Source organism: Streptomyces sp. NPDC029041, assembly GCF_040637515.1.
GTDB lineage: Bacteria > Actinomycetota > Actinomycetes > Streptomycetales > Streptomycetaceae > Streptomyces.
Genome location: NZ_JBEZWO010000001.1, coordinates 432,720 through 457,996, shown reverse-complemented (window position 1 = coordinate 457,996; position 25,277 = coordinate 432,720). Strand labels below are relative to the sequence as shown.

The window sequence follows — 25,277 nt, the reverse complement described above, 5'->3', positions numbered from 1 at the left end:
TTTACGGAGGGCCTACATCCTCCCCCGCTGTCCCGATGAAAGGTTCCGCCTGTGACGCAAGAACGACCAGCCGACAAGGACTCCCCGGAGGGAGCCGCGCTGCCGGGGTCGGAAGCGGGCCTGCCCGGTCAGGACCGGCCGCAGACCGACCGCATCGTCTTCGGCGTCACGGCGGCCCTCACCCTCGCCTTCGTGGTGTGGGGCGCGACGGCGACCGACTCGCTCGAGGACGTCTCCACCAGCATGCTCGGCGGGCTGATGCACAACGGCGGCTGGGCGTTCATGCTCGCCGCCTCCGGGTTCGTCGTCTTCGCCCTCTGGCTCGCGATCAGCCGCTACGGCCGTATCCACCTCGGTACGGAGGGTGAGGAGCCCGAGTTCCGCACGGTGTCCTGGGTCGCGATGATGTTCAGCGCCGGCATGGGCATCGGCCTGATGTTCTACGGCGTGAGCGAGCCGCTGTCGCACTACGGCACGCCCCCGCCGGGCACCGACCCGGCCGACTCCGGCGACCGCATGGAGACGGCCATGGCCACCACCCTCTTCCACTGGACGCTCCACCCGTGGGCGATCTACGCCGTGGTGGGTCTCGCCATCGCCTACAGCACCTTCCGCAGGCGCCGCCGCCAGACCATCAGCGCGGTCTTCACCCCGCTCATCGGCAGGAAGAACGCCAACGGCGGCGTCGGCCGGGCCATCGACGTCCTCGCGATCATCGCGACCGTCTTCGGCTCCGCCGCCTCCCTGGGCCTGGGCGCGCTCCAGATCGGCTCCGGTGTGCAGGAGCTGAAGTGGATGGACAAGGTGAGCACCGGGCTGCTCGTCACGATCATCGCGGTGCTGACCCTGGCCTTCGTCGCGTCCGCGATCTCCGGTGTGGAGAAGGGCATCCAGTGGCTGTCCAACACCAACATGGTGCTGGCGCTGATCCTCGCGCTGTTCGTGTTCGTGGCGGGCCCGACCATCATCGTCCTGGACCTGCTGCCCACCTCCGTCTTCGCCTACCTCGGCGACCTGCCCCAGCTGGCCGGCCGGACCGAGGCGAGCGGCGGCAAGGGCGTCGCCGACTGGCTGGGCAGCTGGACCGTCTTCTACTGGGCGTGGTGGATCTCCTGGACGCCGTTCGTCGGCATGTTCATCGCCCGCATCAGCCGGGGCCGTACGATCCGCCAGTTCGTCGGCGGCGTCATCCTCGTGCCCAGCACGGTCAGCCTGATCTGGTTCGCGATCTTCGGCGGCTCGGCGATGAAGATGCAGGAGGACGGGCAGCTCGGCAAGGAGGCAACCCCGGAGGGCCAGCTCTTCGACGTGCTCCAGCAGTTCCCCGTCGCCACGGTCACGAGCCTGCTCGTGATGATCCTCGTCGGCATCTTCTTCGTCTCGGGCGCCGACGCGGCCTCCATCGTCATGGGCACCCTGTCGCAGAAGGGCGCGCTCGAACCCGGACGCTTCGTGGTCGTGTTCTGGGGTGTGGTCACCGGAGCGGTGGCCGCGATCATGCTCCTGGTCGGCAGCGGCCAGGGCGACGCGCTGACCGGTCTGCAGAACCTCACGATCCTCGCGGCCGCGCCGTTCGTGATCGTGATGATCTTCATGTGTGTCGCCCTCATGCGCGACCTGCGCCGTGACCCGGTGATCGTGCGCGAGCAGATGGGCTCCGAGGCCGTCGAAATGGCCGTCATGGAAGGCCACAAGAAGTACGACGGCGAGTTCGAGCTCCGCGTCGGCCCGGGCCGCGGCCCGGACGTGGAGGGAGACCCGATCGGCAAGCACTGATCCGCACGGCGATCGGCAAGCACCGAACCGAACCGAACGGCAGCGGCGGCCCGGGGTCCGAGACCCCGGGCCGCCGTCGCGGTTCGGGCAGAGCCGCACGGCTCAGCCGGACACCAGTCGGGCCGCTTCCTCCGCACATCCCCAGGCCACGGTGACGCCCGCGCCGCCGTGGCCGTAGTTGTGCACCAGCAGCCGCCCGTCCGGCAGGGCGTCACGCTCCAGCCGGGCCGCCGGCCGGGTGGGCCTGAGGCCCACCCGGTGCCCCAGCACGCGGGCGCCGGCGATCTCCGGCCTGAGGGCCGCACAGCGGCGGACGATCGCCTCGGCCGTGGCGGGGTCGGGCTCCAGCGACCACACGTCCTCCTCGGAGGTACCGCCGAGGACGAGCCCGCCCGGCTGCGGGAACAGGTACGCGTGCTCACCGGCCGCGTCGGTGGATACCAGCCAGGTGTCGATCCCGGGGTTCTCCACGACGACCAACTGCCCGCGCACGGGCCGCACGGAGGGGTCCGGCACGAGCTCCCGCGCGGCGAGCCCCGTGCAGTTGACCACGACGGGCGCGTCCACCTCCGCGAAGGAGGACACCGTACGCGCCTCGACCACGCCGCCCGCAGCGACGAACCGCTCCCGCAGCCACGGAAGATGGGCGGGCATGTCGATCAGCGGCAGCCGTGCCCACAGGCCCGTCCCCGCGTACTCCTCGGGCGTGGCCGCCCGCAGCCCCGGCACCCGGCCCGCCAGCCACGCGTCGGCCTCGTCGAGGAGGACCTCGCCCTGCACCCCCTCGACCATCCGTACGCCGGCCGGTTCGGCCCCTGCCGCCAGCTCCTCGTACACCTCCAGCGACCGCAGCGCCCACACGTGCGCCGCCGCGACCGGCTCGATCCGGTACGGCCACCACAGCGCGCCCGCGACGGCGGAAGTGGTCGCCTCGGCCGCGTCCCGCGTCCACACCCGCACCCGCCGGCCCCGCTCCGCGAGAACCAGGGCGGTCGTCAGCCCGACGACCCCGCCGCCCACCACCACGATCTCGCCACTCGCTGCACGCGTCATGCCCCGGACCGTAGCGGAATCCCATAGGCCGTGCTCACATCACGCGCAGTGTGGGGATACTCACCGTATGTGTGCCGAGTACGCGACCTTCGGCCTGGCACCCGCGATGCGGGCCGGGGGAGTACGCAACGACGGTGGTTACCAGGTCCACCGGGACTTCGTGGACTTCATCGTCGACGGACGCCCACTGCTGTTCCGGCTCTCCGACCTCGACGCGGTCTCCCCGCTCGCCTCCGACGTCCCGCCCGCGATCTTCACCGCGCAGGTCCGCAGCCTGCTCCTGGAAAGCCCGGCCCCGCTGCCCGGCGGCCGCTACGTCGTCTACGGCTGTCCCGAGTGCGAGGACCTGGCCTGCGGCGCCGTCACCGCGGTGATCCGCGGCGACGGCGAGGACTTCGTCTGGCGGGACTTCGCCTGGCAGACCGACGAACACGCCGACCTGGAGCTCAACGGCTACCACGGCATCGGCCCGTTCCGCTTCCGCGGCGCCGAGTACCGGGCGGCGCTGAGCGCCCTGCTGGACGGCTCCGCGCCCGACCCCCGGCGCCGCGTCCTGCTGATCGGTGCCCGCGTCGCCGTCCTCGCCAAGCTGGCCGCCGCCTTGCGCACCATCGGCGTCGGCGCCGACATCGCCCAGGACGCCGACGGCGTACCCGCCGACGAACTGCGCGGTTACGGCGCCGTCGTCCTCGGTCACGCGGCCGGGGAGCGGGAACGCGCCGCCGTCCGCCGCGCCTTCGAGCGCGCCGGGGTCCCGGTCGCCCACGTCGACGGTCTCGCCCCGATCGTGCCGCTCCTCGTCGCCCAGACCGAACACGCCTTGGACCGCAGCCCGGCCGGGCAGCGCCGCCTCACCGGCCTCACCGCGACCGACGGCTCCGCGGACGTCGAGGTCACCTCCGCCTGCCGGGTGACCCTGACCGCGTACCGCCTCGACCGGCTCTCCCGCACCCACACCCACGAGATCTTCGACGGAGTCCTCGAAGCGGGCCGCCACCGCCTCGCCCTCGACCCCGGGACGGCCAGGGGCCGGTCGTTCGTCGTGGCGCGCACCGCCGGAAGCGTCCTGGTGGCGGCCGTGCGGCGGTGAGCGGGCGGCGACTAGGATCGGCGCCCTGATGACTGCCACCCTCGTCGCCAAGAACCTCGCCGCCGGCCACGGCGACCGCTCCCTGTTCACCGGACTCGACCTGGTCGTCCCGCCCGGCGACGTGATCGGGCTGGTCGGGGCCAACGGCGCGGGCAAGTCCACGCTGCTCAGGATGCTCGCCGGACTCACCGCACCCGAGCAGGGCGAACTGCGCCTGTCCCCGCCGACCGCCACCGTCGGGCACCTCCCGCAGGAGCCGGACCGCCGGCGCGGCGAGACCGTGCGGGCGTTCCTGGCCCGCCGCACCGGCGTGGCCGAGGCCCAGCGCACCATGGACGAGGCGACCCAGGCCCTGGTCGACGGGGCGCCCGGCGCCGACGACGCCTACGCCACCAGCCTGGAACGCTGGCTCGGCCTCGGCGGCGCCGACCTCGACGAACGCGCCGAGGAGGTCGCCGACACCCTCGGTCTCGCGGTCGGCCTGGACCAGCCGATGACGTCCCTGTCCGGCGGCCAGGCGGCCCGCGCCGGACTCGCCTCCCTGCTCCTGTCCCGCTATGACGTCTTCCTCCTCGACGAGCCGACCAACGACCTCGACCTGGACGGCCTGGAGCGCCTGGAACGCTTCGTGAGCGGCCTGCGCGCCGGCACGGTGGTCGTCAGCCACGACCGGGAGTTCCTCACCCGCACCGTCACCAAGGTCCTCGAACTCGACCTCGCCCAGCGGCAGATCAACCTCTACGGCGGCGGCTACGAGGCCTATCTGGAGGAGCGCGACGTCGCCCGCCGGCACGCCCGCGACGAGTTCGAGGAGTACGCCGACAAAAAGGCGGCGCTGCAGGACCGCGCACAGATGCAGCGGTCCTGGATGGACAAGGGTGTGAAGAACGCGCGCCGCAAGGCGGGCAGCGACAACGACAAGATCGGCCGCAAGTTCCGCAGCGAGGCCAGCGAGAAGCAGGCCGCGAAGGCCCGCCAGACCCAGCGCATGATCGAGCGCCTTGACGTGGTCGAGGAGCCCCGCAAGGAGTGGGAACTGCGGATGGAGATCGCGTCCGCCCCGCGCTCGGGCGCCGTCGTCGCGACCCTGCGGGACGCCGAGGTGCGCCGGGACGGCTTCGTCCTCGGCCCCGTCTCCCTGCAGATCGACTGGGCGGACCGGGTGGCGGTGACGGGCGCGAACGGCGCGGGCAAGTCCACCCTGCTCGGCGCCCTCCTAGGCCGGGTCCCGCTCGACGCCGGACACGCCGCGCTCGGCTCGGGCGTCCTGCTCGGCGAGGTCGACCAGGCCCGCAAACTGTTCCACGGCGAGGAGTCGCTGCTCGACGCTTTCCGTACGGCCGTCCCGGACACCGAACCGGTCGAGATCCGCACCCTGCTGGCCAAGTTCGGCCTCAAGACCGATCACGTCCTGCGCCCCGCGGCGAGCCTCTCCCCGGGCGAGCGCACGCGGGCCGCGCTGGCGCTGCTCCAGGGCCGGGGCGTCAACCTGCTGGTCCTCGACGAGCCGACCAACCACCTCGACCTGCCGGCCATCGAGCAACTGGAGTCCGCCCTCGACGCCTACGAGGGCACTCTCCTGCTGGTCACCCACGACCGCCGCATGCTGGACGCCGTGCACGTCACCCGCCGCCTGGAGGTGGCCGACGGCAAGGTGACGGAGCGCTAGCGGGCCGTCAGACGCCTGGCCAGCTGCGGATAGTCGACGACGTATCCCTCGTCGTCGAACTCGAGATCGCTGCGGAAGCCGCCGGAGGAGTACCGGGCCCGCCCGGGCCCGAGATGCGTGTAGGTCTGCCGCGACGGCCGCACCGTCAGGTCCGGCACCGACACCCAGGCCATCAGGAACTCCCGCTCGCCGGGCACCTGATGAAGCCCGTGGCGGAGCACCGGCATGGTGTTGGTGAGCGGACACAGCCCGAGATCGCAGTCGAGCGCACCGCCGACATCGGGCAGCGGCTCGCCGTTCGCGGTCCATCGGCCGTGACCGTCGTGGAGCAGATCGAGTGCGCGGGTCCCGGCCTCGGCCTCCGCCGTGACAGTCAACCGCCTGGTCACGAATCCTTCGGCGGTCTCCAGCTCGTACGAGATCCAGTACGGCTCCGGAACGGTACCGACAGCCCGCCCACGCGCCCGCAGCACGCCTTCTCCGAGCTGGACCCAGGCGGTCTCGAACCCCTGGCTTCCCGACACTTCCCAGGTGATGGCACGCATGCGGCAACCCTAGAACGGAAAGGGCGCGAAGCGCCTCTCTCCCAGGGGCGCGGGGAACTGCGCGACCAGCCACAACCGGCCCGCAGCTCCCCACGGCCTCGCCCAAGAAACAGTCAGCGCTTGCCGCCCTTGGGATCCGCCAGCCCCGCGCGGCGCAGCGCATCGGCCATCGCGCTGTTGGCAGGCGGCGGTGCCTGACGCGAACCGCCGCCACCGCCACGGCCGCCACCACGCCCACCCTGCCGCTGCTGCGGCGGACGCCCGCCCCGCTGCCGGCGCTCACCGGAGCCCCCGCCCTGGCCCTGCGAGGCAGCCGCCTCGTCCTCAAGGCGCAGCGTCAGCGAGATCCGCTTGCGCGGGATGTCGACGTCGAGCACCTTCACCTTGACGATGTCGCCGGGCTTCACCACGTCCCGCGGGTCCTTCACGAACGTCTTCGACATGGCGGAGACGTGCACCAGGCCGTCCTGGTGGACACCGACGTCGACGAACGCCCCGAACGCGGCGACGTTCGTGACGACACCCTCCAGGATCATCCCGGACGACAGGTCGGAGATCTTCTCCACGCCCTCCTTGAAGGCGGCCGTCCTGAAGGCCGGCCGCGGGTCGCGGCCGGGCTTCTCCAGCTCCTTCAGGATGTCCGTGACCGTGGGCAGACCGAACTTCTCGTCCACGAAGTCCTGCGGCTTCAGCGAGCGCAGCACGCCCGTGTTGCCGACCAGCGAGGCGACCTCCTGCCCGGCGGTCTTCACCATGCGACGGACCACCGGGTACGCCTCGGGGTGCACGCTCGACGCGTCCAGCGGGTCGTCGCCGCCGGGGATCCGCAGGAAGCCCGCGCACTGCTCGTACGCCTTCGGGCCGAGCCGCGCCACCTTCTTCAGCTCGCCGCGGGCCCTGAAGGGCCCGTTCTGGTCCCGGTGCGCCACGATGTTCTCGGCGAGCCCGGAGGTGATGCCGGAGACCCGGGCGAGCAGCGGGGCCGACGCCGTGTTGACGTCCACGCCGACTCCGTTCACACAGTCCTCCACCACCGCGTCCAGCGAACGCGACAGCTTCACCTCGGACAGGTCGTGCTGGTACTGGCCGACGCCGATCGACTTCGGGTCGATCTTCACCAGTTCGGCCAGCGGGTCCTGGAGCCTGCGGGCGATCGACACGGCGCCGCGCAGCGAAACGTCCATGTCGGGCAGCTCCTGCGAGGCGAAGGCGGACGCCGAGTACACCGAGGCGCCGGCCTCGGACACCATCACCTTCGTGAGGTTCAGCTCGGGGTGCTTGGTGATCAGCTCCCCGGCGAGCTTGTCGGTCTCGCGGGACGCCGTGCCGTTGCCGATGGCGACCAGCTCGACCGCGTGCTCCTTGGCGAGACGGGCGAGCTTGGCGATGGCCTCGTCCCACCGGTTGGCCGGGACATGGGGGTGGATGACGTCCGTGGCGACGACCTTGCCGGTCGCGTCGACCACGGCGACCTTCACGCCCGTACGGAAGCCGGGATCCAGGCCGAGCGTCGCGCGCGTGCCCGCCGGGGCGGCGAGCAGCAGGTCGCGCAGGTTCGCCGCGAAGACCCGCACCGCCTCGTCCTCGGCGGCCGTACGCAGCCGCAGCCGCAGGTCGATGCCGAGGTGGACCAGGATGCGGGTGCGCCACGCCCAGCGGACCGTGTCCTTCAGCCACTTGTCCCCGGGCCGGCCCCGGTCGGAGATCCCGAACTTGTGCGCGACGATCCCCTCGTACGAGGAGGGGCCGTCCGTCTGCTCCTCGGGCTCCAGGACGAGGTCCAGGACCTCCTCCTTCTCGCCGCGGAGCATCGCGAGGACGCGGTGCGAGGGCAGCTCGGTGAACGGCTCGGCGAAGTCGAAGTAGTCGGCGAACTTCGCGCCCGCCTCCTCCTTGCCCTCCCGCACCTTGGCGGCGAGCCGCCCGCGCACCCACATGCGCTCGCGCAGCTCGCCGATCAGGTCCGCGTCCTCGGAGAACCGCTCGGTGAGGATCGCGCGGGCGCCGTCGAGGGCTGCCTGCGGGTCGGCGACGCCCTTGCCGGCGTCGACGAAGGCGGCGGCCGCGGCGAGGGGGTCCACGGTGGGATCGCCGAGCAGCCCCTCCGCCAGCGGCTCGAGCCCGGCCTCGCGGGCGATCTGCGCCTTGGTGCGCCGCTTGGGCTTGTACGGGAGGTAGATGTCCTCCAGGCGCGCCTTCGTCTCGGCGCCCCGGATGCTCGCCTCCAGCTCCTCGGTGAGCTTGCCCTGCTCGCGCACCGACTCCAGGATCGCCGTCCGCCGCTCCTCGAGCTCCCGCAGATAGCGCAGTCGCTCCTCGACGGTGCGCAGCTGCGCGTCGTCGAGCATCTCGGTCGCTTCCTTGCGGTAGCGGGCGATGAAGGGCACCGTGGAACCGCCGTCGAGCAGTTCCACGGCGGCCCTGACCTGCCGCTCCCGTACGCCGAGTTCCCCGGCGATCCTGCCTTCGATGGACACTGCGTTGATGGACCCGTTGGACCCGGGTGTCGTCACGATCCCGTACCGCCTTCTCCGCTGAGGTTGCGCGGCAATTGTGGCAGGTGGCACCGGCACATGGGGATCAGGGCGGCACCCGGCAGGTCGGATTGCGGATCAGGCCCTGCGGGTGGAGGACGAGGCTCCGCCGAACAGCCGGGCCAGGGCCCGGAAGGGCAGGGTCACGACGGTGGCGATGGCGCCACCGATCTGGCGCAGCACGTCTGCGATAGCACGGAACACGAAATTCCCCTTTCTCCACTCCCGACCTCGTCGGCCGGTGGAGTGCGGGTACCTCGCAGACGCGTCACTATGCGTCACCCTTTGCCGATCAGATCCGCCGGGAACGCCCCCGCCCCCAAGGCCGCCTGCGCGAAGACCCCGCCCAGCTCGGTCAGCCGGGCCACTCCGTCCGGGCCGAGATGCTCGTACGGGGCGCGGTCCAGGCGGTCCGTCTCCTCCTCGATCTCCCGGCGCAGGGTTACGCCCCGCTCGGTGAGGTCGCCGGAGGCGTCCAGCAGCCCCCGCCCGCGCAGCCGGTCCGTCGCCGCGTTCCATTCGTCCCGGCTCCAGCCCCGGGTGGCGCACACCCACTTCGGAGCCATGCCCTTGCCCGTCGCCGTGTGGGTCACCATCGCCTCCAGGCCGTCGAGGTCCGCGGACATCAGCGCGGCCAGGTGCCCGTCGCCGCGGTGCTCCCGCAGCAGGGTCGCCGCGTGCCAGTAGGCGAGGTGCGGTTCCTCGGGGACGGGCAGGTCGGCGTGTGCCGAGTACAGCGGCCGTGCCGCGCGCGAACAGGCCTCGGCGGCGCGCAGCGCGAGCCGGGCGGCCTCCGCCATCTCCGCCGATGCCAGGGCCTCCTCGCCGATCAGGCGGCGCAGTGTCGCGTCGACGGCACGCGTGCGTGCGGCCAGGACCTGTCCCGGGGTGGCGGTCTCCCAGACCGCCGGCACGTACCGGGCCACGAGCTCGTGCTTGTAGTTGTAGAAGGCGGCCGTCACGACCCCGGCCCCGACCGGTCCGAAGGCGGCGGCCCGCACGGCGAAGTTCACGGCACGCGGGTCGGTCACCCCGACGGCGCCCAGCTCGCGCCCGAGGTCGGGGGAGAAGTAGTGCGTCGCGTGCAGGGAGTTGAGCACGGTGTGGCAGCGTCGGCCGGCGCGCGGCTCCAGAGCGGCAGTCGTCATGCCCGGCAGGTTACCAACCGCTTGGTATGTGCTCCATGGGTGGGCGCCGCATGGCAGGAAAGGGGCTGCCTGCTCGGCGAGATCGTCTTCCCGGTGGATCAGCGCGCTGAATCGAGCAAGGGGTGGATGAGGGAGGGCTTACTCCGGACGGTGAACAAACGGTGCGAGAGCGTGCCGGCGCCGGTGAACACCTCAGTCTCCTCCTCCGTCGGGGCGGCCTTCACCGGCCGGGTCCGGTTGCGGGCTTTGCCGTGCGGCGCCGTCCTGCCGCGTGGTGAGCGTGCCGGAGATCCAGGCCGTTATGTACGCGCTCATGCCGTCGCTGTGCCGGACCCACCGGAAGTGGTCCAACCGGTGGCTGCCGGCAAGGGCCTCGGAGTAGTGCCACCGGCTCACTGGAGCAGCCGGGATCTTCTGCAGCAGATGGTCCGTCGCGCCGGGCGGCGCCAGACTGTCGTTCTCCACGTCGACCGCGAGGACGGGAAGCTTCAGCCGCGCGAGCGCCGCCTCGTAGTCGGTGTCGCTCCCTCGCAGTGTGTAGCGGCCGGTGCGGCCCTGCCGCGCCCAGTCCCGCATCACTGCCGTGGCTTGGGTGCCACCGAAGCCGAGCCGTTCCCCGGGCCAGTAGCCGAGCGCCGTGGCGAGCGCCCCGAGCAGCTGGCTGCCGACCAGGTTGCGGAGCCCGCGTACCGAGCCGAACCCCCGCCAATAGACCGACCCGGCCGCCGTCAGCACGACGGCGTGCACCCCGGTGAGCCGGGTCGCGCTGCTGAGCAGCGCGAGCTGGCCGCCGAGGCTGTGCCCGATGAGCACCATCGGCGAACGCGGGAACGCGGCGGAGACCGCATGGGCGACCGCGGGTAGGTCGTCATCGACCATCTCCCGGTATCCGTATGCCACTCCGCGGCCCGCCACCGGGGTGCTCTCGCCCTGGCCACGGAGGTCCGTGACCGCCACGTGCAGGCCGCCTCGGAGCAGCCCGCGGGCGAAGGAAGCGTAGAACCGCGCCCGCGCCCCCATCGCCGGTACCACGAGCGCCACCGGGGCGTCTGGCCGCTCCGCACGCAGTAGCCGGACCACGAACTCCGCGCCTCCTGACGACTGCACCCGCACGGACTCCTCGGCAGACCCGTCCTGCTCCAGCCCCGACGACGGTCCCGCATCGTCCGTCTGCGCCTTCTCCGAGATCACCCTGCCCGGCGCAGTGTGTCGATCCTGATACGTCATCCCGGTGCTCGTCCTCTCATCGGTGCCGACTTCAGGCCCGGGTGAATCCAGACCCCAGGGGCCGCCGGGTGGGGACGCGGCGGCCCGCAAGGGCCAGCACGGCCGCCGGTCGTCACCGACGACATGCTCCACCCCGTGCTCCCCTGGGCCGAGCGGGCGGCGAATCCGTCGGCCTGAGCCAGCCCGGCCTGATCATCCCCACCGGCAGGCGCAAGGGACGGAACTCCTCCGTCGGTCGCATCCAGCGGGCGCTCGCCGAGCATGCCGAGCGCGAGGTGTACCCCGAAGCCGTCGAACGGGCCCGCGCCGACTTCGCTGTCCTCCGGGTCGGTGAGGCCCCCGGACCCGCCCCGCTCTCCCTGACCGCGCGCCACGATGATCACAGGGAGCTCCTTGTCACTTCGCCGCAGCTTCGGAGAGAACAGGGCCGGGTCAGCCCTGTTCCTTCGCCCTCGCCGCGTAGACGGGCACGTACTCCTGGCCGGAGACCTCTGCTATGGCCTGCACGATCAGGTCGGAGACGGCCCTTCGGGCACTGGCGTCAGCAGCGGAGCCCTCGTACAGGGAGAGGTCGACGGGCTTGCCGAAGGTGACCGTGACCTTGGCCGGACGCGGAAGCACGCGCCCGGGCGGCAGGACGCGGTCGGTGCCGCTCATGGCCACCGGCACCACGGGTGCGCCGGACTTGAGAGCCAGCCATGCCACACCCGTCTTGGCCCGGTAGAGCCGGCCGTCCGGGGAGCGTGTGCCCTCGGGGTAGATACAGAAGACGCCGCCCTCCTTCACCACCCGAAGACACGCGTCAAGCGAGGCTACCGCCGCCCGTTGGTTCTCGCGGTCGACTGGAACCTGCCCACTTCCCCGCATGAAGGACGAGACGATCCGCGTCGGCCAGGAGCCTCCCTCAAAGTACTCCGCCTTCGCCATGAAGGTCACCTGTCGGTCCAGCACCAGCGGCAGGAAGGTGGAGTCCACGATGGACAGGTGGTTGGACGCGAGAATGACGCCGTTCGACTGCGGCACATTCTCCCGGCCCAAGGCCTCAAGCCGCGCCGCGGTACGCAGCACCGGTCCGGTCAGCCGCTTTAAGTGCTCGTACATCAATTCGTTCCTCTCTTGGATATGTGCCGGGCTCGCGGCGAGCGAACGCTGCAGGCTGGGCTGCGCCCCAGCAGAACGGTGCCGTCCAGTGCGACGATCACCGCCCCGGCCACGCTGACGAGAAGAGGGACCGGGCGTCGCGGCCGCCCGGTCACGAGGCCATCGGCCCGAGATGGGCGTCGAGCGCGGCTTCGATCAACCGGTCGTGACTGTCGGAACCCTCGCCGCCGAGGGCGAGTTGCAGGCTTCCCCAGGACCACAGTTGGGCGATGCCGTGCAGGTTCGCCCACAGGGCAGCCGCGGTGACTGCCGCCGAAGGCTCCAGCGTCTGTGCCCGGCACCGAGCAACGAGCTCGGTGACGCGCTGGAACAGCGGGAGCGTCGCCTCCCTCAGCCGAGGCCCGTCCGGAGTTCCACTCTGCTCACCGCTGTCGAGCAGGTCGTGACGGAACATCAACTCGAACATGCCGCGCCGTTCCAGTGCGTAGGTGACGTACACCCGCGCCAGTGTCGCCAACTCATCACGGGGCACGGCAGTCCTTGCCTTGGCTGCGGCGGACCGCGCGCCCAGCTCCTCGAAGCCTCTGCGCGCGATGGCCGACAACAGTGCCCGGTGTGTCGGAAAGTAGCGCCGCGGCGCACCGTGCGACACACCTGCCCGGCGGGCGATCTCCCGAAGACCGACCGAAGCGGTGCCCTCAGACAGCACCAGCTCCACGCCGATATCGACCAGTCGTTCCCGCAGAGGCCTTTCACCATCCATAGACAGTGTCTACCAGACACCAATAGACAATGTCTACGGCAACTCATCGTCCGAGGGCAGGCGAGAGCGGGTGTGGTGAGGTTGAGGCAGTTGTCGATGTCGAGGTCCTGGCCTGGCCGGCTGCTTCACTTCAGCGAGCTGAACCTGACAGAGAAAACTCGCGGGCGACGACCACGCGCAGCTCGTCCAGCTCGCCACCGAGTACGACCCGCAGCCGCCCTACGACGCCGGTTCACCCGAGAAGGCCCCCGCCCGCCTCGTCGACCTGTTCCGCACCCACTCCGGCGTCATCCTGACGTAGGCACGCTCCAGCCGAACCGCGGCTGCCGGCGCTCCAGGAAAGCGGCGACACCCTCCGCGGTGTCGCCGCTCGCGCGCGCCTGCCCGGCCCAGTGCACGTCCCGGTCCGTACGCCCGTCCGCGAACTCCTTGGCCGCCGCCTGTGTCAGCTGCGAACGGGACGCGAGGACCCGGGTGAACTCCGCGACCCGCTTGCCGAGTTCGCCCTCGGGCAGCACCTCGTCCACCAGCCCGGTGCGCAGCGCCCGCTGCGCGTCGATCAACTCCCCGGAGAACAGCAGGTACTTGGCGGTGGCCGGCCCCACCAGGGACACCAGCCGCCGGGTCGAGGAGGCCGGATACACGATGCCGAGCTTCGCGGGCGTCACACCGAACAGCGCCCCCTCCTCGGCGAACCGCAGATCACAGGCCGCCGCCAGTTGCGACCCGCCGCCCACGCAATGGCCCCGGATCGCCGCCAGCGTCGGCTTCGGGAACGCGGCCAGCGCCTCCTCGGCCCGCACGGCCAGCCCCTGCGCCTCCTCGGGCGAGCCCCGCAGCGTGGAGATGTCGGCCCCGGCGCAGAACGTGCCGCCCTCACCGGTCAGCACCAGCACCCGCACGGCGGGATCGCCCGCGAACTCCTCCAGCAGCGGGGGGAGGGAGCGCCACATCGCGGCCGTCATGGCGTTGCGCTTCTCGGGATGACGTATGACGACCGTCGCGACCGAGTCGGTCACGCGGTGCTGCAGCTGCGGCTCCATGCGCCGGATGCTATCCGGATGCCAAACCCGTACAACCCGAATAGTTCGCCGAGACGGCACAACAGGGACAGGACCAGTCCCACAACTGACCGTGTCATACGCCAACGGTCAGAAGCGTTCGATACGTGCTGACTTCTGTTCAGTCCCGGGGCGCGAGGCGCATCGTTCCCAACACTCGGGGTGTGGCGACAATCGAGCGCGAGGGTGGCGACCGGACTATGGACGACGACGGGCGTGGGTTCGGTCCACGCCCAGAGGGCGGCGCGGCGCCCCTCGGCCCGGGGCCCGCGGATCCGCTGCCCTACGAAGGGGTCTGGAGGTTCACCGCACCGGCGGTCGACGCCTCCGTCCCCCAGGCACGGCACGCCGTGCGGGACCTGCTGCTGCGTCAGGGAGTGCCGGTCTCCGACGATCTGGCGCAGGGGCTGCTGCTGATCGTCTCCGAGCTGGTGACGAACGCCGTGAAGCACGCGGCCGTACTGTCCCCGACGATCGCCGTCGAGCTGGCCGTCGGTGCCGAGTGGCTCCGGGTGTCCGTCGAGGACAACCATCCGTACCGGCCCACCGCCCTGGAGACCGACCACGGCCGCACCGGGGGGCGCGGACTGCTCCTGGTGCGCGAGGTCACCCGGGAGGCGGGCGGTGTCTGCGAGGTCGAGCACACCGCGAGCGGCGGCAAGGTGATCTGGGCCGCCCTGCCGCTCAAATGCGCGCGCTCGGCGTGAGGGCCCGTCGCCGGGCCCCGGTCACCAGCCGGCCGACGGGCCCGTCAGTTCCCTGATCGCCGGCCGGGCCGCGTCCAGGACGGTCATGAACCACGACGAGAAGGTGTCCTTGGCGTGCCGCTCCGCCAGCTCCGGCGGGGTCACGAACACCGTCGACGCCACCTCCTCCGAATCCGGCCGCACCACGGCCTGCACCATGCCGACGAAGAGGTGGTTGTACTCCTGCTCCACCAGGCCGGACTCCGGGTCCGGGTGGTTGTAGCGGACCGTGCCCGCCTCGGCCAGCAGGGACGGGGACGCGCCGAGCTCCTCGAACGTGCGCCGTGCCGCCGCCGCGAAGGGCGCCTCACCGGGGTAGGGGTGGCCGCAGCACGTGTTGGACCACACACCGGGGGAGTGGTACTTGCCCAGCGCGCGCTGCTGGAGCAGCAGCCGGCCGTACTCGTCGAAGAGGAACACCGAGAACGCGCGGTGGAGCTGTCCGGGCGGCTGGTGGGCGGCGAGCTTCTCCGCGGTGCCGATCGTCACGCCGTCCTCGTCGACCAGTTCCAGCAAAATCGCGTCTGCGGTGCCGCTCGACGGGTTGTGCGTCGCGGTGGCAGGTGTGATCGGCATACCCATCCTTCACATCGGTCTTCGCGCCCCAAGTCTGCCGTACGAATCCGGCACTCCCGGCACTTCGCGGCACGCCCGCATGTCCCGCGCGGCGGCGCGGACCGCGGCCGGCACCGGTCGGACGCCGGGAAAGGGACCCGGTAGATGATCGTGCCCGGCCGGGCAGGCGGAAATTCGCCGCTCCCCGGATTGCGGGGCTCAGGGCGCGGGTGTCGGGCGGAGGGTTGCGTCTGCCGGCGCACACGTCGCCCAGTGCGCCCCACCTGTCGCACCTGCCCCCTGCCCCGCCTGTCTCGCACAGCTCCGCGAGCCGCCGGGTCAGTGGCAGAGCCGCGCCTCGTGCTCCGCGTGCCCGCTCGGCTCCAGCTGGAAGGTGCAGTGCTCCACGTCGAAGTGGTCACCGAGGCAGCCCTGGAGCTCGTGGAGCATCTTCTCGTGGCCCATGGCGTTCAGCACCTCCGAACTGACGACGACGTGCGCCGACAGCACCGGCATGCCGGAGGTGATCGTCCAGGCGTGCAGGTCGTGCACGTCCTCCACACCGTCCGTGGCGAGAATGTGCGACCGCACCTCCGCCATGTCGACACCCTTCGGAGCGGCCTCCAGCAGCACGGAGAGCGTCTCGCTCAGCAGCTTCCACGTCCGGGGCGCGATCATCAGCGCGATGACGAGCGAGGCGATCGGGTCCGCGGCCTGCCAGCCCGTGAGCATGATCACCACGGACGAGACGATCACCGCGACCGAACCCAGGGCGTCGGCCGCCACCTCCAGGAAAGCGCCGCGCACGTTCAGGCTCTCCTTCTGCCCGCGCATCAGCAGCGACAGCGAGACCAGGTTCGCCACCAGGCCGATCCCGCCGAACAGCAGAGCCAGCCGGCCCTCGGTCTGCGCAGGGTCGATGAAGCGCTGCACCGACTCGTACACGACGTACCCGCCGGCCCCGAGCAGCAGCAGACAGTTGGCCAGGGCGGCGAGGATCTCGGCCCGGGCGTAGCCGAAGGTGGCCCGCTCGCTGGGCGGCCGGTTCGCGAAGTGGATCGCGAGCAGCGCCATGCCGAGGCCGAGGGCGTCCGTCGCCATGTGCGCGGAGTCCGCGACGAGTGCCAGGGAGTCGGCCAGGGCACCCCCGACGATCTGCACGACCACGATGCCGAGCGTGATCGCCAGCGCGACACGCAGCCTGCCGCGGTACGCCGAGGTCGCCGTACCGCCGGCCGCCGCGCCGTGCGCGTGCCCGTGATCGTGCCCAGCCCCCATGAGAAGTCAGCCTCCCTGTGTCCGCCTGCTCGTGCTCGGGGCCCCAGTGAACTACGGGGAGGGGGTATGTGCAAAGCGGCACTGAACACCGTTGTCATGTGCCCTGACCTGCGGAAACGATATGCAGGTCAGGGCGCCGCCGGGCTTCAGGAGCCGTGGTGCAGCTGCCAGCCCCGCCACGCTGACTCGGTCATCTCGCGCACCCCGCGCCGGGCGGTCCAGCTGAGCTCGGCGGCCGCCCGGGCGGCCGAGGCCACCGCACGGGGGGCGTCCCCGGGGCGGCGCTCCTCGACGAGCGCAGGCCGGCGGTCGCCGGTGACCTCGCCGATGACCGTGACGAGTTCACGGACCGACACACCCTCGCCGCGGCCGATGTTGACCGTCAGATCACCCTTGCCGCCGCCCCCGGCCAGTCGCCGGGCCGCCGCGAGATGGGCCTCGGCGAGGTCGGCGACGTGAATGTAGTCACGGACGCAGGTGCCGTCCGGGGTCGGGTAGTCGTCGCCGAAGATCCGGGGCGCCTCGTCGCGCGTCAGACGGTCGAAGACCATCGGGACGATGTTGAAGACGCCCGTGTCGGCCAGCTCCGGCGCGGCGGCGCCCGCCACGTTGAAATAGCGCAGGCATACGGTGGAGATCCCGTGCGCCTTTCCCGCCGCCCGCACCAGCCACTCCCCGGCCAGCTTGGTCTCCCCGTACGGGTTCACCGGCGCGCAGGGGGTGTCCTCCGTGATGAGGTCCACACCCGGGTCGCCGTACACGGCGGCCGACGAGGAGAACACGAAACGCTCGATCCCGGCCTCGGCGACCGCGTCCAGCAGGGTCGTCAGGCCGCCCACGTTCTCCCGGTAGTAGCGCGTGGGCTGCGCGACGGACTCGGCGACCTGCTTACGCGCCGCGAGATGCACCACACCCGTGACGCCGTGCTCGGCGAAGACCCGCTTCAGCAGCGCCCCGTCCAGCGAGGAGCCCCGCACGAGCGGAACCTCGGCAGGGAGGCGCGCGGGCACCCCGGCCGACAGATCGTCCAGGGCGAGAACGCGTTCCCCGGCCTCGGTCATGGCCCTGGCCACATGTGCTCCGATATAGCCGGCACCGCCGGTGATCAGCCACGTCATGGTCGCCCACCCTATGCGGCCACGGCCACCGCCTGCCCCATGTCCCCGATGTCCGCTTACGGGTCACGGTTTGTGGGGCGGGCCCCGGATCCACGATGATGATCGCGGCAAAGGCTCGTGCGAACCGCGTCGATCCATCCGCCGAACGGGCGGTGAACGTGGCCCTCCCGGCATCCGATAGCCTCTGCCGACACGCCGCCCGGCAGCCACCGGAGAAGGCGCCCCATCATGTACGTCACCGGCGTCGATGCGCCGGTACCCAGGGAGTGAATTCGGTTGTCGACCGCCATCCTCACCGGCCAGCCGGTCCCCGGATCGTCGATCGAGGCCGACCTGCGGTCCCTCGGGTTCGACCTCCGGACCGCGAGCGACGCCGCCGAGGCCGAGACCCTCCTCGCCGAGGTGCCGGGCGACGAGCGGGTCGCCCTGGTCGACGCCCGCTTCGTGGGCCACGTGCACGCGCTGCGCCTCGGCCTCACCGACCCCCGCTTCCCGCTCGCCGCGATCCCCGGCGCCGTCACCGCCCAGCCCGCCGGCCGCCAGGCGCTGACCCGGGCGATGGCCCGTGAGAACTCCGCCGGCGTCGGCACCACCCTCGTCGACAGCCTCGCCGACCGCATCCTCACCGCCCTGGACGCCGACGGCACCGCCGTGCACCGCCCCGAACTGGGCAGCCTCGTCGCCGCCGTCCCCACCGACCCGCAGGCCCGCAACGAGGCACGGCAGGCGGTGACCGAGGTCGACGACGAGGCCGTACGCCTGAAGTCGGCCGTGAAGGCCCGCGACGGCTTCTTCACCACCTACTGCATCAGCCCGTACTCCCGCTACATCGCCCGCTGGTGCGCCCGCCGCGGCCTGACCCCCAACCAGGTCACCACCGCCTCACTGATCACCGCCCTCATAGCGGCGGCCTGCGCGGCCACCGGCACCCGCGGCGGCTTCGTCGCGGCCGGCGTCCTGCTGATCGCGTCCTTCGTGCTGGACTGCACCGACGGCCAGCTCGCCCGCTACTCCCTGCAGTACTCCACGCTCGGCGCCTGGCTGGACGCCACCTTCGACCGGGCCAAGGAGTACGCCTACTACGCCGGCCTCGCACTCGGAGCCGCCCGCGGCGGTGACGACGTGTGGGCCCTGGCCCTCGGCGCCATGGTCCTGCAGACCTGCCGGCACGTCGTGGACTTCTCCTTCAACGAGGCCAACCACGACGCCACCGCCAACACCAGCCCCACCGCCGCCCTCTCCGACAAGCTGGACAGCGTCGGCTGGACGGTGTGGATCCGCCGGATGATCGTGCTGCCGATCGGCGAGCGCTGGGCGATGATCGCGGTGCTGACGGCGCTGACCACGCCCCGCATCACCTTCTACGCGCTGCTCATCGGCTGCGCCTTCGCCGCGACGTACACCACGGCGGGGCGGGTGCTGCGCTCCCTGACCCGCAAGGCCAGGCGGACCGACCGGGCGGCGCGGGCACTGGCGGACCTGGCGGACAGCGGGCCCGTCGCCGGCGCACTCACGCGCGGGCTGCGCAAGCTGCCCGCCAAGCCGCCGTTCGGCGCCCGGTTCTTCGTCGCGCTGCCCGGTGCGGCCCTGCTGGTCCTCGCGGCGGTGCTCGAGCCCTACGGCAGCGTGTTGCCCGTCGTCGCCGCGGTCGTGTACGCGCTCACCTCGGCCGCCGCTGTCGCGATGCCCCTCAAGGGCGCCCTCGACTGGCTGGTCCCCCCGTTCTTCCGGGCGGCCGAGTACTGCACCGTCCTGATCCTCGCGGCCAAGGCGGACGTGAACGGGGCCCTCCCCGCGGCCTTCGGGCTGGTGGCCGCGGTCGCCTACCATCACTACGACACGGTCTACCGCATCCGCGGCGACGCCGGAGCGCCCCCGGCCTGGCTGGTGCGCTCCATCGGAGGGCACGAAGGGCGGACGCTGCTCGTCGCCGTCCTCGCCGCGCTGCTCACCGCCTCGCAGTTCAAGGTCGCGCTCACGGCACTGGCCGTGGCTGTGGCCCTCGTGGTGCTCGTCGAGAGCATCCGCTTCTGGGTCGGCGCCCACCAGGGCGGCGCACCCGCCGTACACGATGAAGGAGAAACCGCATGATCGGCCTCGTGCTCGCGGCCGGCGCCGGACGGCGTCTGCGCCCCTACACCGACAGCCTCCCCAAGGCACTGGTGCCGGTGGGCCCCGCGGGCATAGAAGGCGAACCCACGGTTCTCGACCTGACCCTCGGCAACTTCGCCGAGATCGGTCTCACCGAGGTCGCGATCATCGTCGGCTACCGCAAGGAGGCCGTGTACGCGCGCAAGGAAGCCCTTGAGCAGAAGTACGGCCTCAAGCTCACCCTGATCGACAACGACAAGGCCGAGGAGTGGAACAACGCCTACTCCCTGTGGTGCGGGCGCGACGCCCTCAAGGACGGGGTGATCCTCGCCAACGGAGACACCGTCCACCCGGTCTCCGTCGAGAAGACGCTGCTCGCCGCCCGCGGCGACGGCAAGAAGATCATCCTCGCCCTGGACACGGTCAAGGACCTCGCGGACGAGGAGATGAAGGTCGTCGTCGACGCCGAGAAGGGCATGACGAAGATCACCAAGCTGATGGACCCCGCCGAGGCCACCGGCGAGTACATCGGCGTCACCCTCATCGAGGGCGACGCCGCCCCCGAGCTGGCCGATGCGCTGAAGGCCGTGTGGGAGACCGACCCGCAGCAGTTCTACGAGCACGGTTACCAGGAGCTGGTGAACCGCGGCTTCCGCATCGACGTCGCGCCGATCGGCGACGTCAAGTGGGTGGAGATCGACAACCACGACGATCTCGCCCGGGGACGGGAGATCGCATGCCAGTACTGACCCGGCTCATCCCCTCCCCGCTCGTCGTCGACATCCGCGCGGGTGCCCTCGACGACCTGGCATGCGTCCTCGCCGACGAGCGCATCTCGCACTCCGGCCGCCTCGCCGTCGCGGTCAGCGGCGGCTCCGGCGCCCGCTTGCGCGAACGCATCTCGCCGAGCATGCCCGGCGCCACCTGGTACGAGGTCGGCGGCGGCACCCTCGACGACGCGGTCCGGCTGGCGAGCGACATAAAGGCCGGCCACTTCGACGCGGTCGTCGGCCTCGGCGGCGGCAAGATCATCGACTGCGCCAAGTTCGCCGCGGCACGCGTCGGCCTGCCCCTGGTCGCCGTGCCGACGAACCTCGCGCACGACGGCCTGTGCTCGCCGGTCGCCACCCTCGACAACGACGCGGGCCGCGGCTCCTACGGTGTGCCGAACCCGATCGCGGTCGTCATCGACCTGGACGTCATCCACGAGGCCCCGGTCCGCTTCGTCCGCGCCGGCATCGGCGACGCCGTCTCCAACATCTCGGCGATCGCCGACTGGGAGCTCGCCAACCGCGTCAAGGGCGAACGGATCGACGGCCTCGCCGCGGCCATGGCCCGCCAGGCCGGCGAGGCCGTGCTGCGGCACCCGGGCGGCATCGGCGACAACGACTTCCTCCAGGTGCTCGCCGAGGCGCTGGTCCTCAGCGGCATCGCCATGTCGGTGTCGGGCGACTCGCGGCCGTCCTCCGGGGCGTGCCACGAGATCAACCACGCCTTCGACCTGCTCTACCCGAAGCGTGCCGCCGCCCACGGCGAGCAGTGCGGTCTCGGCGCGGCCTTCGCGATGTGGCTGCGCGGGGCGCAGGAGGAGTCGGCGTACATGGCCGAGGTCCTGCGCCGGCACGGCCTGCCCGTACTGCCGGACGAGATCGGCTTCACGACGGACGAGTTCGTCAAGGCCGTCGAATTCGCCCCGGAGACCCGGCCCGGCCGCTACACCATCCTCGAACACCTCGACCTGAACACCGAACAGATCAAGGACACATACGCCGACTATGTCAAGGCCATCGGTAGCTGAACTCCGCCCCGTCGTTCACCCCGCGGGGGTGAAGGACCGGCGCAGCGGTGAGCACTGGATGGGACGCCTCTACATGCGTGAGGTGTCCCTGCGGGTCGACCGTTACCTGGTCAACACCAGGGTCACGCCCAACCAGCTCACGTACCTGATGACCGTCTTCGGTGTGCTCGCGGCCCCGGCACTGCTCGTGCCGGGGATCGCGGGCGCCGTGCTCGGTGTGGTGTGCGTCCAGATGTACCTGCTGCTGGACTGCGTCGACGGCGAGATCGCGCGCTGGAAGAAGCAGTACTCGCTCAACGGTGTCTACCTGGACCGCGTCGGCGCCTACCTGACCGACGCCGCCGTGCTCACCGGCTTCGGTCTGCGCGCCGCCGACCTGTGGGGCAGCGGCCGCATCGACTGGCTGTGGGCCTTCCTCGGCACCCTGGCCGCCCTCGGTGCCATCCTGATCAAGGCCGAGACGGACCTCGTCGGCGTCGCCCGGCACCAGGCCGGCAAGCCGCCGGTCCAGGAGGCCGCCGCGGAGATGCGCTCCTCCGGCATGGCGCTGGCCCGCAAGGCCGCCGCCGCCTTCAAGTTCCACCGGCTGATCCTCGGCATCGAGGCGTCCCTGCTGATCCTGGTCCTCGCGATCGTGGACCAGATGCGCGGCGACCTGTTCTTTACCCGGCTCGGCGTCGCCGTGCTGGCCGGCATCGCGCTGCTGCAGACGCTGCTGCACCTCGTGTCCATCCTCGCCTCCAGCAGGCTGAAGTGAGCGGCATGAAGGTCGGCGCCGTCATCATCACCATGGGCAACCGGCCCGAGGAGCTGCGCGCCCTGCTCGACTCCGTCGCCAAGCAGGACGGCGACCCGGTCGAGGTGGTCGTCGTCGGCAACGGCTCACCGGTCCCGGACGTCCCCGAAGGCGTCCGCACCATCGAGCTGCCCGAGAACCTCGGCATCCCCGGCGGCCGCAACGTCGGCATCGAGGCCTTCGGCGCCTCCGGCCGGGACGTCGACGTCCTGCTGTTCCTCGACGACGACGGACTGCTCGCGAGCCACGACACCGCCGAGCTGTGCCGCAAGGCGTTCGAAGCCGACCCGAGGCTCGGCATCGTGAGCTTCCGCATAGCCGACCCGGAGACCGGCGTCACCCAGCGCCGTCACGTGCCCCGGCTGCGTGCCTCCGACCCGATGCGCTCCTCGCGCGTTACCACCTTCCTCGGCGGCGCCAACGCCGTGCGCACCCGCGTCTTCGCCGACGTCGGCGGTCTTCCGGACGAGTTCTTCTACGCCCACGAGGAGACCGACCTGGCCTGGCGGGCCCTCGACGCGGGCTGGATGATCGACTACCGGTCCGACATGGTGCTGTACCACCCGACGACCGCCCCCTCCCGGCACGCGGTCTACCACCGCATGGTCGCCCGCAACCGCGTCTGGCTGGCCCGCCGCAACCTCCCCGCGCCGCTCGTGCCGGTCTACCTCGGCGTGTGGCTGCTGCTCACTCTGCTGCGCCGCCCCTCCCGCAGCGCGCTGCGGGCCTGGTTCGGTGGATTCCGCGAAGGCTGGACCACCTCGTGCGGTCCCCGCCGGCCCATGAAGTGGCGTACGGTGTGGCGGCTGACCCGGCTGGGCCGGCCCCCCGTCATCTGACAAGCTCGTATCCGGGAAACGCCCGGGAGCCCCCGGGCCGTACCCTGGCCCCGGCGCGTGCCGGACCGGCACAGGCCGAGCATCTCGAAGACGAAAGTTTCCACTAGTGAGTGAGACAACGCACGACGCCACGGTCGCGGTGACCCCGCCCGCGGCGCCCGACGAGGGCCTCACGGCGAGGGAACTCGCCGCCAAGCACGGGCTGACCGTGAGCGGCGCCCGTCCGTCCCTCATCGAGTACGTCCGTCAGCTCTGGGACCGGCGGCACTTCATCCTCGCCTTCTCCCGGGCGAAGCTGACCGCCCAGTACAGCCAGGCCAAGCTGGGCCAGCTGTGGCAGGTGGCCACGCCGCTGCTGAACGCGGCCGTGTACTTCTTCATCTTCGGCCTGCTCCTGGAGGCCGACCGGGGCATGTCCCGGGAGGTGTACATCCCCTTCCTGGTCACGGGCGTGTTCGTGTTCACCTTCACGCAGAGCTCGGTGATGGCGGGCGTGCGCGCGATCTCCGGCAACCTCGGCCTGGTCCGTGCCCTGCACTTCCCGCGCGCCTCGCTGCCGATCTCCTTCGCGCTGCAGCAGCTCCAGCAGCTGCTGTTCTCGATGATCGTGCTGTTCGCCATCACGATCGGCTTCGGCCACTACCCGGATCTGTCCTGGCTGCTGATCGTGCCGGTGCTGGTCCTGCAGTTCTGCTTCAACACCGGCCTCGCGCTGATCATGGCCCGGGCGGGCGCCAAGACCCCGGACCTCGCCCAGCTGATGCCGTTCGTGATGCGGACGTGGATGTACGCCTCCGGCGTGATGTTCTCCATCCCGATCTTCCTGGCGGACAAGCCGGCCTGGATCGCGAACGTCCTGCAGTGGAACCCGGCCGCGATCTACATGGACCTGATGCGCTTCGCCCTCATCGACGACTACGGCTCGAAGTTCCTCCCCGACCACGTGTGGGCGGCCGCGGGCGTCTGGGCCGTGCTGTTCGCCGCCGGTGGCTTCGTGTACTTCTGGAAGGCGGAGGAGAGGTACGGCCGTGGCTGAGCAGCAGCGGGACGCACGCGTCCCCACCGTCGTCGCGGACGATCTGCACATCGTCTACCGCGTCAACGGCGCCAAGACCGGCAAGGGCAGCGCCACCGCCGCCCTCAGCCGCATCATCAAGCGGGGCGAGGAGCGGGGCGTGCGCAAGGTGCACGCCGTGCGTGGCGTCTCCTTCGTGGCGTACCGCGGCGAGGCGATCGGCCTGATCGGCTCCAACGGCTCCGGCAAGTCGACCCTGCTGCGCGCCATCGCCGGTCTGCTCCCCGCCGAGCAGGGCAAGGTCTACACCGACGGCCAGCCCTCGCTGCTGGGCGTCAACGCGGCCCTGATGAACGACCTGACCGGCGAACGCAACGTCATATTGGGCGGCCTCGCCATGGGCATGTCCCGCGAGGAGATCAAGGAGCGCTACCAGGACATCGTCGACTTCTCCGGCATCAACGAGAAGGGCGACTTCATCACCCTGCCCATGCGCACCTACTCCTCCGGCATGGCGGCCCGGCTCCGCTTCTCCATCGCGGCGGCCAAGGACCACGACGTCCTCATGATCGACGAGGCCCTGGCGACCGGCGACCGCAAGTTCCAGAAGCGCTCCGAGGACCGCATCAGGGAGCTGCGCAAGGAAGCCGGGACGGTGTTTCTGGTCAGCCACAACAACAAGTCCATCCGCGACACCTGCAACCGCGTCCTGTGGCTGGAGCGCGGTGAGCTGCGCATGGACGGCCCCACCGACGAGGTGCTCAAGGAGTACGAGAAGTTCACGGGCAAGTAGCCCACTTTCGGACAGGGCCCCGACGGAACTGCTCCGGCGGGGCCCGGCGTCTGCAAAGGAAACGTCAACTCCGGCCCATCTCAGGAATCTTGGGGCCAATCGGTGTGTTCTGGTGATGTGCGGGACACCCTGACGAACCGTGTCGCGTTGTACAACGTAAGCTGTACCGGTCCCGAAACACGGCAATCAGGGCGATAATGCGCGACACCGCCCGTCGGGCCACCGTGCGGACGGCGAGGCGGCGTGTCCGAAATAGTGCGTATTGGGTCGGCAGTGTAGAA

23 protein-coding genes and 1 pseudogene are annotated in these 25,277 nt (G+C 71.2%); 12 read left to right on the top strand and 12 right to left on the bottom strand.

Annotated features, from left to right (window positions below; genetic code table 11):
* Positions 1 to 51 precede the first annotated feature (51 nt).
* Entirely contained in the window at positions 52 to 1,776 is a 1,725-nt protein-coding gene (locus AB0F04_RS01960; protein ID WP_362036689.1) for a BCCT family transporter, read from the top strand.
* 102 nt (positions 1,777 to 1,878) lie between these two features.
* On the opposite strand, the gene AB0F04_RS01955 is transcribed toward AB0F04_RS01960, so the two are convergent.
* A complete protein-coding gene (locus AB0F04_RS01955) occupies positions 1,879 to 2,829 on the bottom strand; it encodes an FAD-dependent oxidoreductase (protein ID WP_362036686.1) in 951 nt (316 codons plus the stop codon).
* A 67-nt stretch (positions 2,830 to 2,896) separates the two neighbouring features.
* Here AB0F04_RS01955 and AB0F04_RS01950 point away from each other — a divergent pair, with 67 nt between their 5' ends.
* Entirely contained in the window at positions 2,897 to 3,919 is a 1,023-nt protein-coding gene (locus AB0F04_RS01950; protein WP_362036684.1) for an oxidoreductase, read from the top strand.
* 28 nt (positions 3,920 to 3,947) lie between these two features.
* Complete coding sequence (locus AB0F04_RS01945; protein ID WP_362036682.1) at positions 3,948 to 5,588, top strand: ABC-F family ATP-binding cassette domain-containing protein; 1,641 nt, start codon at positions 3,948 to 3,950, stop codon at positions 5,586 to 5,588.
* Here the strand turns inward: AB0F04_RS01945 and AB0F04_RS01940 are convergent.
* From AB0F04_RS01940 to AB0F04_RS01910, 7 genes are all read right to left on the bottom strand, one after another.
* Positions 5,585 to 6,133, bottom strand: a complete 549-nt coding sequence (locus tag AB0F04_RS01940) for a putative glycolipid-binding domain-containing protein (RefSeq protein ID WP_362036680.1) — start codon at positions 6,131 to 6,133, stop codon at positions 5,585 to 5,587. The two genes, AB0F04_RS01945 and AB0F04_RS01940, sit on opposite strands and share 4 nt — an antisense overlap.
* 113 nt (positions 6,134 to 6,246) lie before the next feature.
* Positions 6,247 to 8,646: a Tex family protein gene (locus AB0F04_RS01935; protein ID WP_362036678.1), complete on the bottom strand. Its 2,400-nt coding sequence runs from the start codon at positions 8,644 to 8,646 to the stop codon at positions 6,247 to 6,249.
* A 99-nt stretch (positions 8,647 to 8,745) separates the two neighbouring features.
* Positions 8,746 to 8,871: an LPFR motif small protein gene (locus AB0F04_RS01930; protein ID WP_267889763.1), complete on the bottom strand. Its 126-nt coding sequence runs from the start codon at positions 8,869 to 8,871 to the stop codon at positions 8,746 to 8,748.
* 74 nt (positions 8,872 to 8,945) lie between these two features.
* Entirely contained in the window at positions 8,946 to 9,815 is an 870-nt protein-coding gene (locus AB0F04_RS01925) for a hypothetical protein (protein ID WP_362036676.1), read from the bottom strand.
* Positions 9,816 to 10,007: 192 nt separating this feature from the next.
* Positions 10,008 to 10,922, bottom strand: coding sequence for an alpha/beta fold hydrolase (locus AB0F04_RS01920; protein WP_362036674.1), 915 nt, complete (start codon positions 10,920 to 10,922; stop codon positions 10,008 to 10,010).
* Between the two features lie 552 nt (positions 10,923 to 11,474).
* On the bottom strand, positions 11,475 to 12,143 hold the full coding sequence (locus tag AB0F04_RS01915) for a lysophospholipid acyltransferase family protein (RefSeq protein ID WP_362036672.1): 669 nt from the start codon (positions 12,141 to 12,143) through the stop codon (positions 11,475 to 11,477).
* 151 nt (positions 12,144 to 12,294) lie between these two features.
* Entirely contained in the window at positions 12,295 to 12,906 is a 612-nt protein-coding gene (locus AB0F04_RS01910; RefSeq protein WP_362036671.1) for a TetR/AcrR family transcriptional regulator, read from the bottom strand.
* Between the two features lie 154 nt (positions 12,907 to 13,060).
* Here AB0F04_RS01910 and AB0F04_RS01905 point away from each other — a divergent pair.
* Positions 13,061 to 13,207, top strand: a pseudogene (locus AB0F04_RS01905) (DJ-1/PfpI family protein); the annotation flags it as partial.
* Here AB0F04_RS01905 and AB0F04_RS01900 read toward each other — a convergent pair.
* A complete protein-coding gene (locus AB0F04_RS01900; RefSeq protein ID WP_362036668.1) occupies positions 13,194 to 13,949 on the bottom strand; it encodes an enoyl-CoA hydratase-related protein in 756 nt (251 codons plus the stop codon). The pseudogene AB0F04_RS01905 and the gene AB0F04_RS01900 sit on opposite strands and share 14 nt — an antisense overlap.
* Before the next feature lie 218 nt (positions 13,950 to 14,167).
* On the opposite strand from AB0F04_RS01900, the gene AB0F04_RS01895 reads away from it, so the two are divergent.
* Entirely contained in the window at positions 14,168 to 14,674 is a 507-nt protein-coding gene (locus AB0F04_RS01895) for an ATP-binding protein (protein WP_362037315.1), read from the top strand.
* Positions 14,675 to 14,695: 21 nt separating this feature from the next.
* On the opposite strand, the gene idi is transcribed toward AB0F04_RS01895, so the two are convergent.
* The 3 genes from idi to galE all read right to left on the bottom strand — a co-directional run bounded on the left by idi (position 14,696) and on the right by galE (position 17,664).
* Complete coding sequence (gene idi, locus AB0F04_RS01890; RefSeq protein ID WP_362036666.1) at positions 14,696 to 15,289, bottom strand: isopentenyl-diphosphate Delta-isomerase; 594 nt, start codon at positions 15,287 to 15,289, stop codon at positions 14,696 to 14,698.
* Positions 15,290 to 15,607: 318 nt separating this feature from the next.
* A complete protein-coding gene (locus AB0F04_RS01885) occupies positions 15,608 to 16,546 on the bottom strand; it encodes a cation diffusion facilitator family transporter (RefSeq protein ID WP_362036664.1) in 939 nt (312 codons plus the stop codon).
* A 146-nt stretch (positions 16,547 to 16,692) separates the two neighbouring features.
* Positions 16,693 to 17,664, bottom strand: coding sequence for a UDP-glucose 4-epimerase GalE (gene galE / locus AB0F04_RS01880; RefSeq protein ID WP_362036662.1), 972 nt, complete (start codon positions 17,662 to 17,664; stop codon positions 16,693 to 16,695).
* A 276-nt stretch (positions 17,665 to 17,940) separates the two neighbouring features.
* On the opposite strand from galE, the gene AB0F04_RS01875 reads away from it, so the two are divergent.
* The 7 genes from AB0F04_RS01875 to AB0F04_RS01845 all read left to right on the top strand — a co-directional run bounded on the left by AB0F04_RS01875 (position 17,941) and on the right by AB0F04_RS01845 (position 24,996).
* Positions 17,941 to 19,755, top strand: a complete 1,815-nt coding sequence (locus tag AB0F04_RS01875; protein ID WP_362036660.1) for a DUF5941 domain-containing protein — start codon at positions 17,941 to 17,943, stop codon at positions 19,753 to 19,755.
* Positions 19,752 to 20,504: a phosphocholine cytidylyltransferase family protein gene (locus AB0F04_RS01870; RefSeq protein ID WP_358322042.1), complete on the top strand. Its 753-nt coding sequence runs from the start codon at positions 19,752 to 19,754 to the stop codon at positions 20,502 to 20,504. Before AB0F04_RS01875 ends, AB0F04_RS01870 begins: the two co-directional genes overlap by 4 nt.
* A complete protein-coding gene (locus tag AB0F04_RS01865; RefSeq protein WP_362036658.1) occupies positions 20,492 to 21,553 on the top strand; it encodes an iron-containing alcohol dehydrogenase family protein in 1,062 nt (353 codons plus the stop codon). The genes AB0F04_RS01870 and AB0F04_RS01865 overlap by 13 nt, the downstream gene beginning before the upstream one ends.
* Complete coding sequence (locus AB0F04_RS01860; protein WP_362036656.1) at positions 21,531 to 22,310, top strand: CDP-alcohol phosphatidyltransferase family protein; 780 nt, start codon at positions 21,531 to 21,533, stop codon at positions 22,308 to 22,310. Before AB0F04_RS01865 ends, AB0F04_RS01860 begins: the two co-directional genes overlap by 23 nt.
* A gap of 5 nt (positions 22,311 to 22,315) precedes the next feature.
* Entirely contained in the window at positions 22,316 to 23,188 is an 873-nt protein-coding gene (locus tag AB0F04_RS01855) for a glycosyltransferase (protein WP_362037313.1), read from the top strand.
* Between the two features lie 106 nt (positions 23,189 to 23,294).
* Positions 23,295 to 24,224, top strand: coding sequence for an ABC transporter permease (locus AB0F04_RS01850; protein WP_362036654.1), 930 nt, complete (start codon positions 23,295 to 23,297; stop codon positions 24,222 to 24,224).
* On the top strand, positions 24,217 to 24,996 hold the full coding sequence (locus tag AB0F04_RS01845; protein ID WP_362036653.1) for an ABC transporter ATP-binding protein: 780 nt from the start codon (positions 24,217 to 24,219) through the stop codon (positions 24,994 to 24,996). The genes AB0F04_RS01850 and AB0F04_RS01845 overlap by 8 nt, the downstream gene beginning before the upstream one ends.
* Positions 24,997 to 25,277 lie beyond the last annotated feature (281 nt).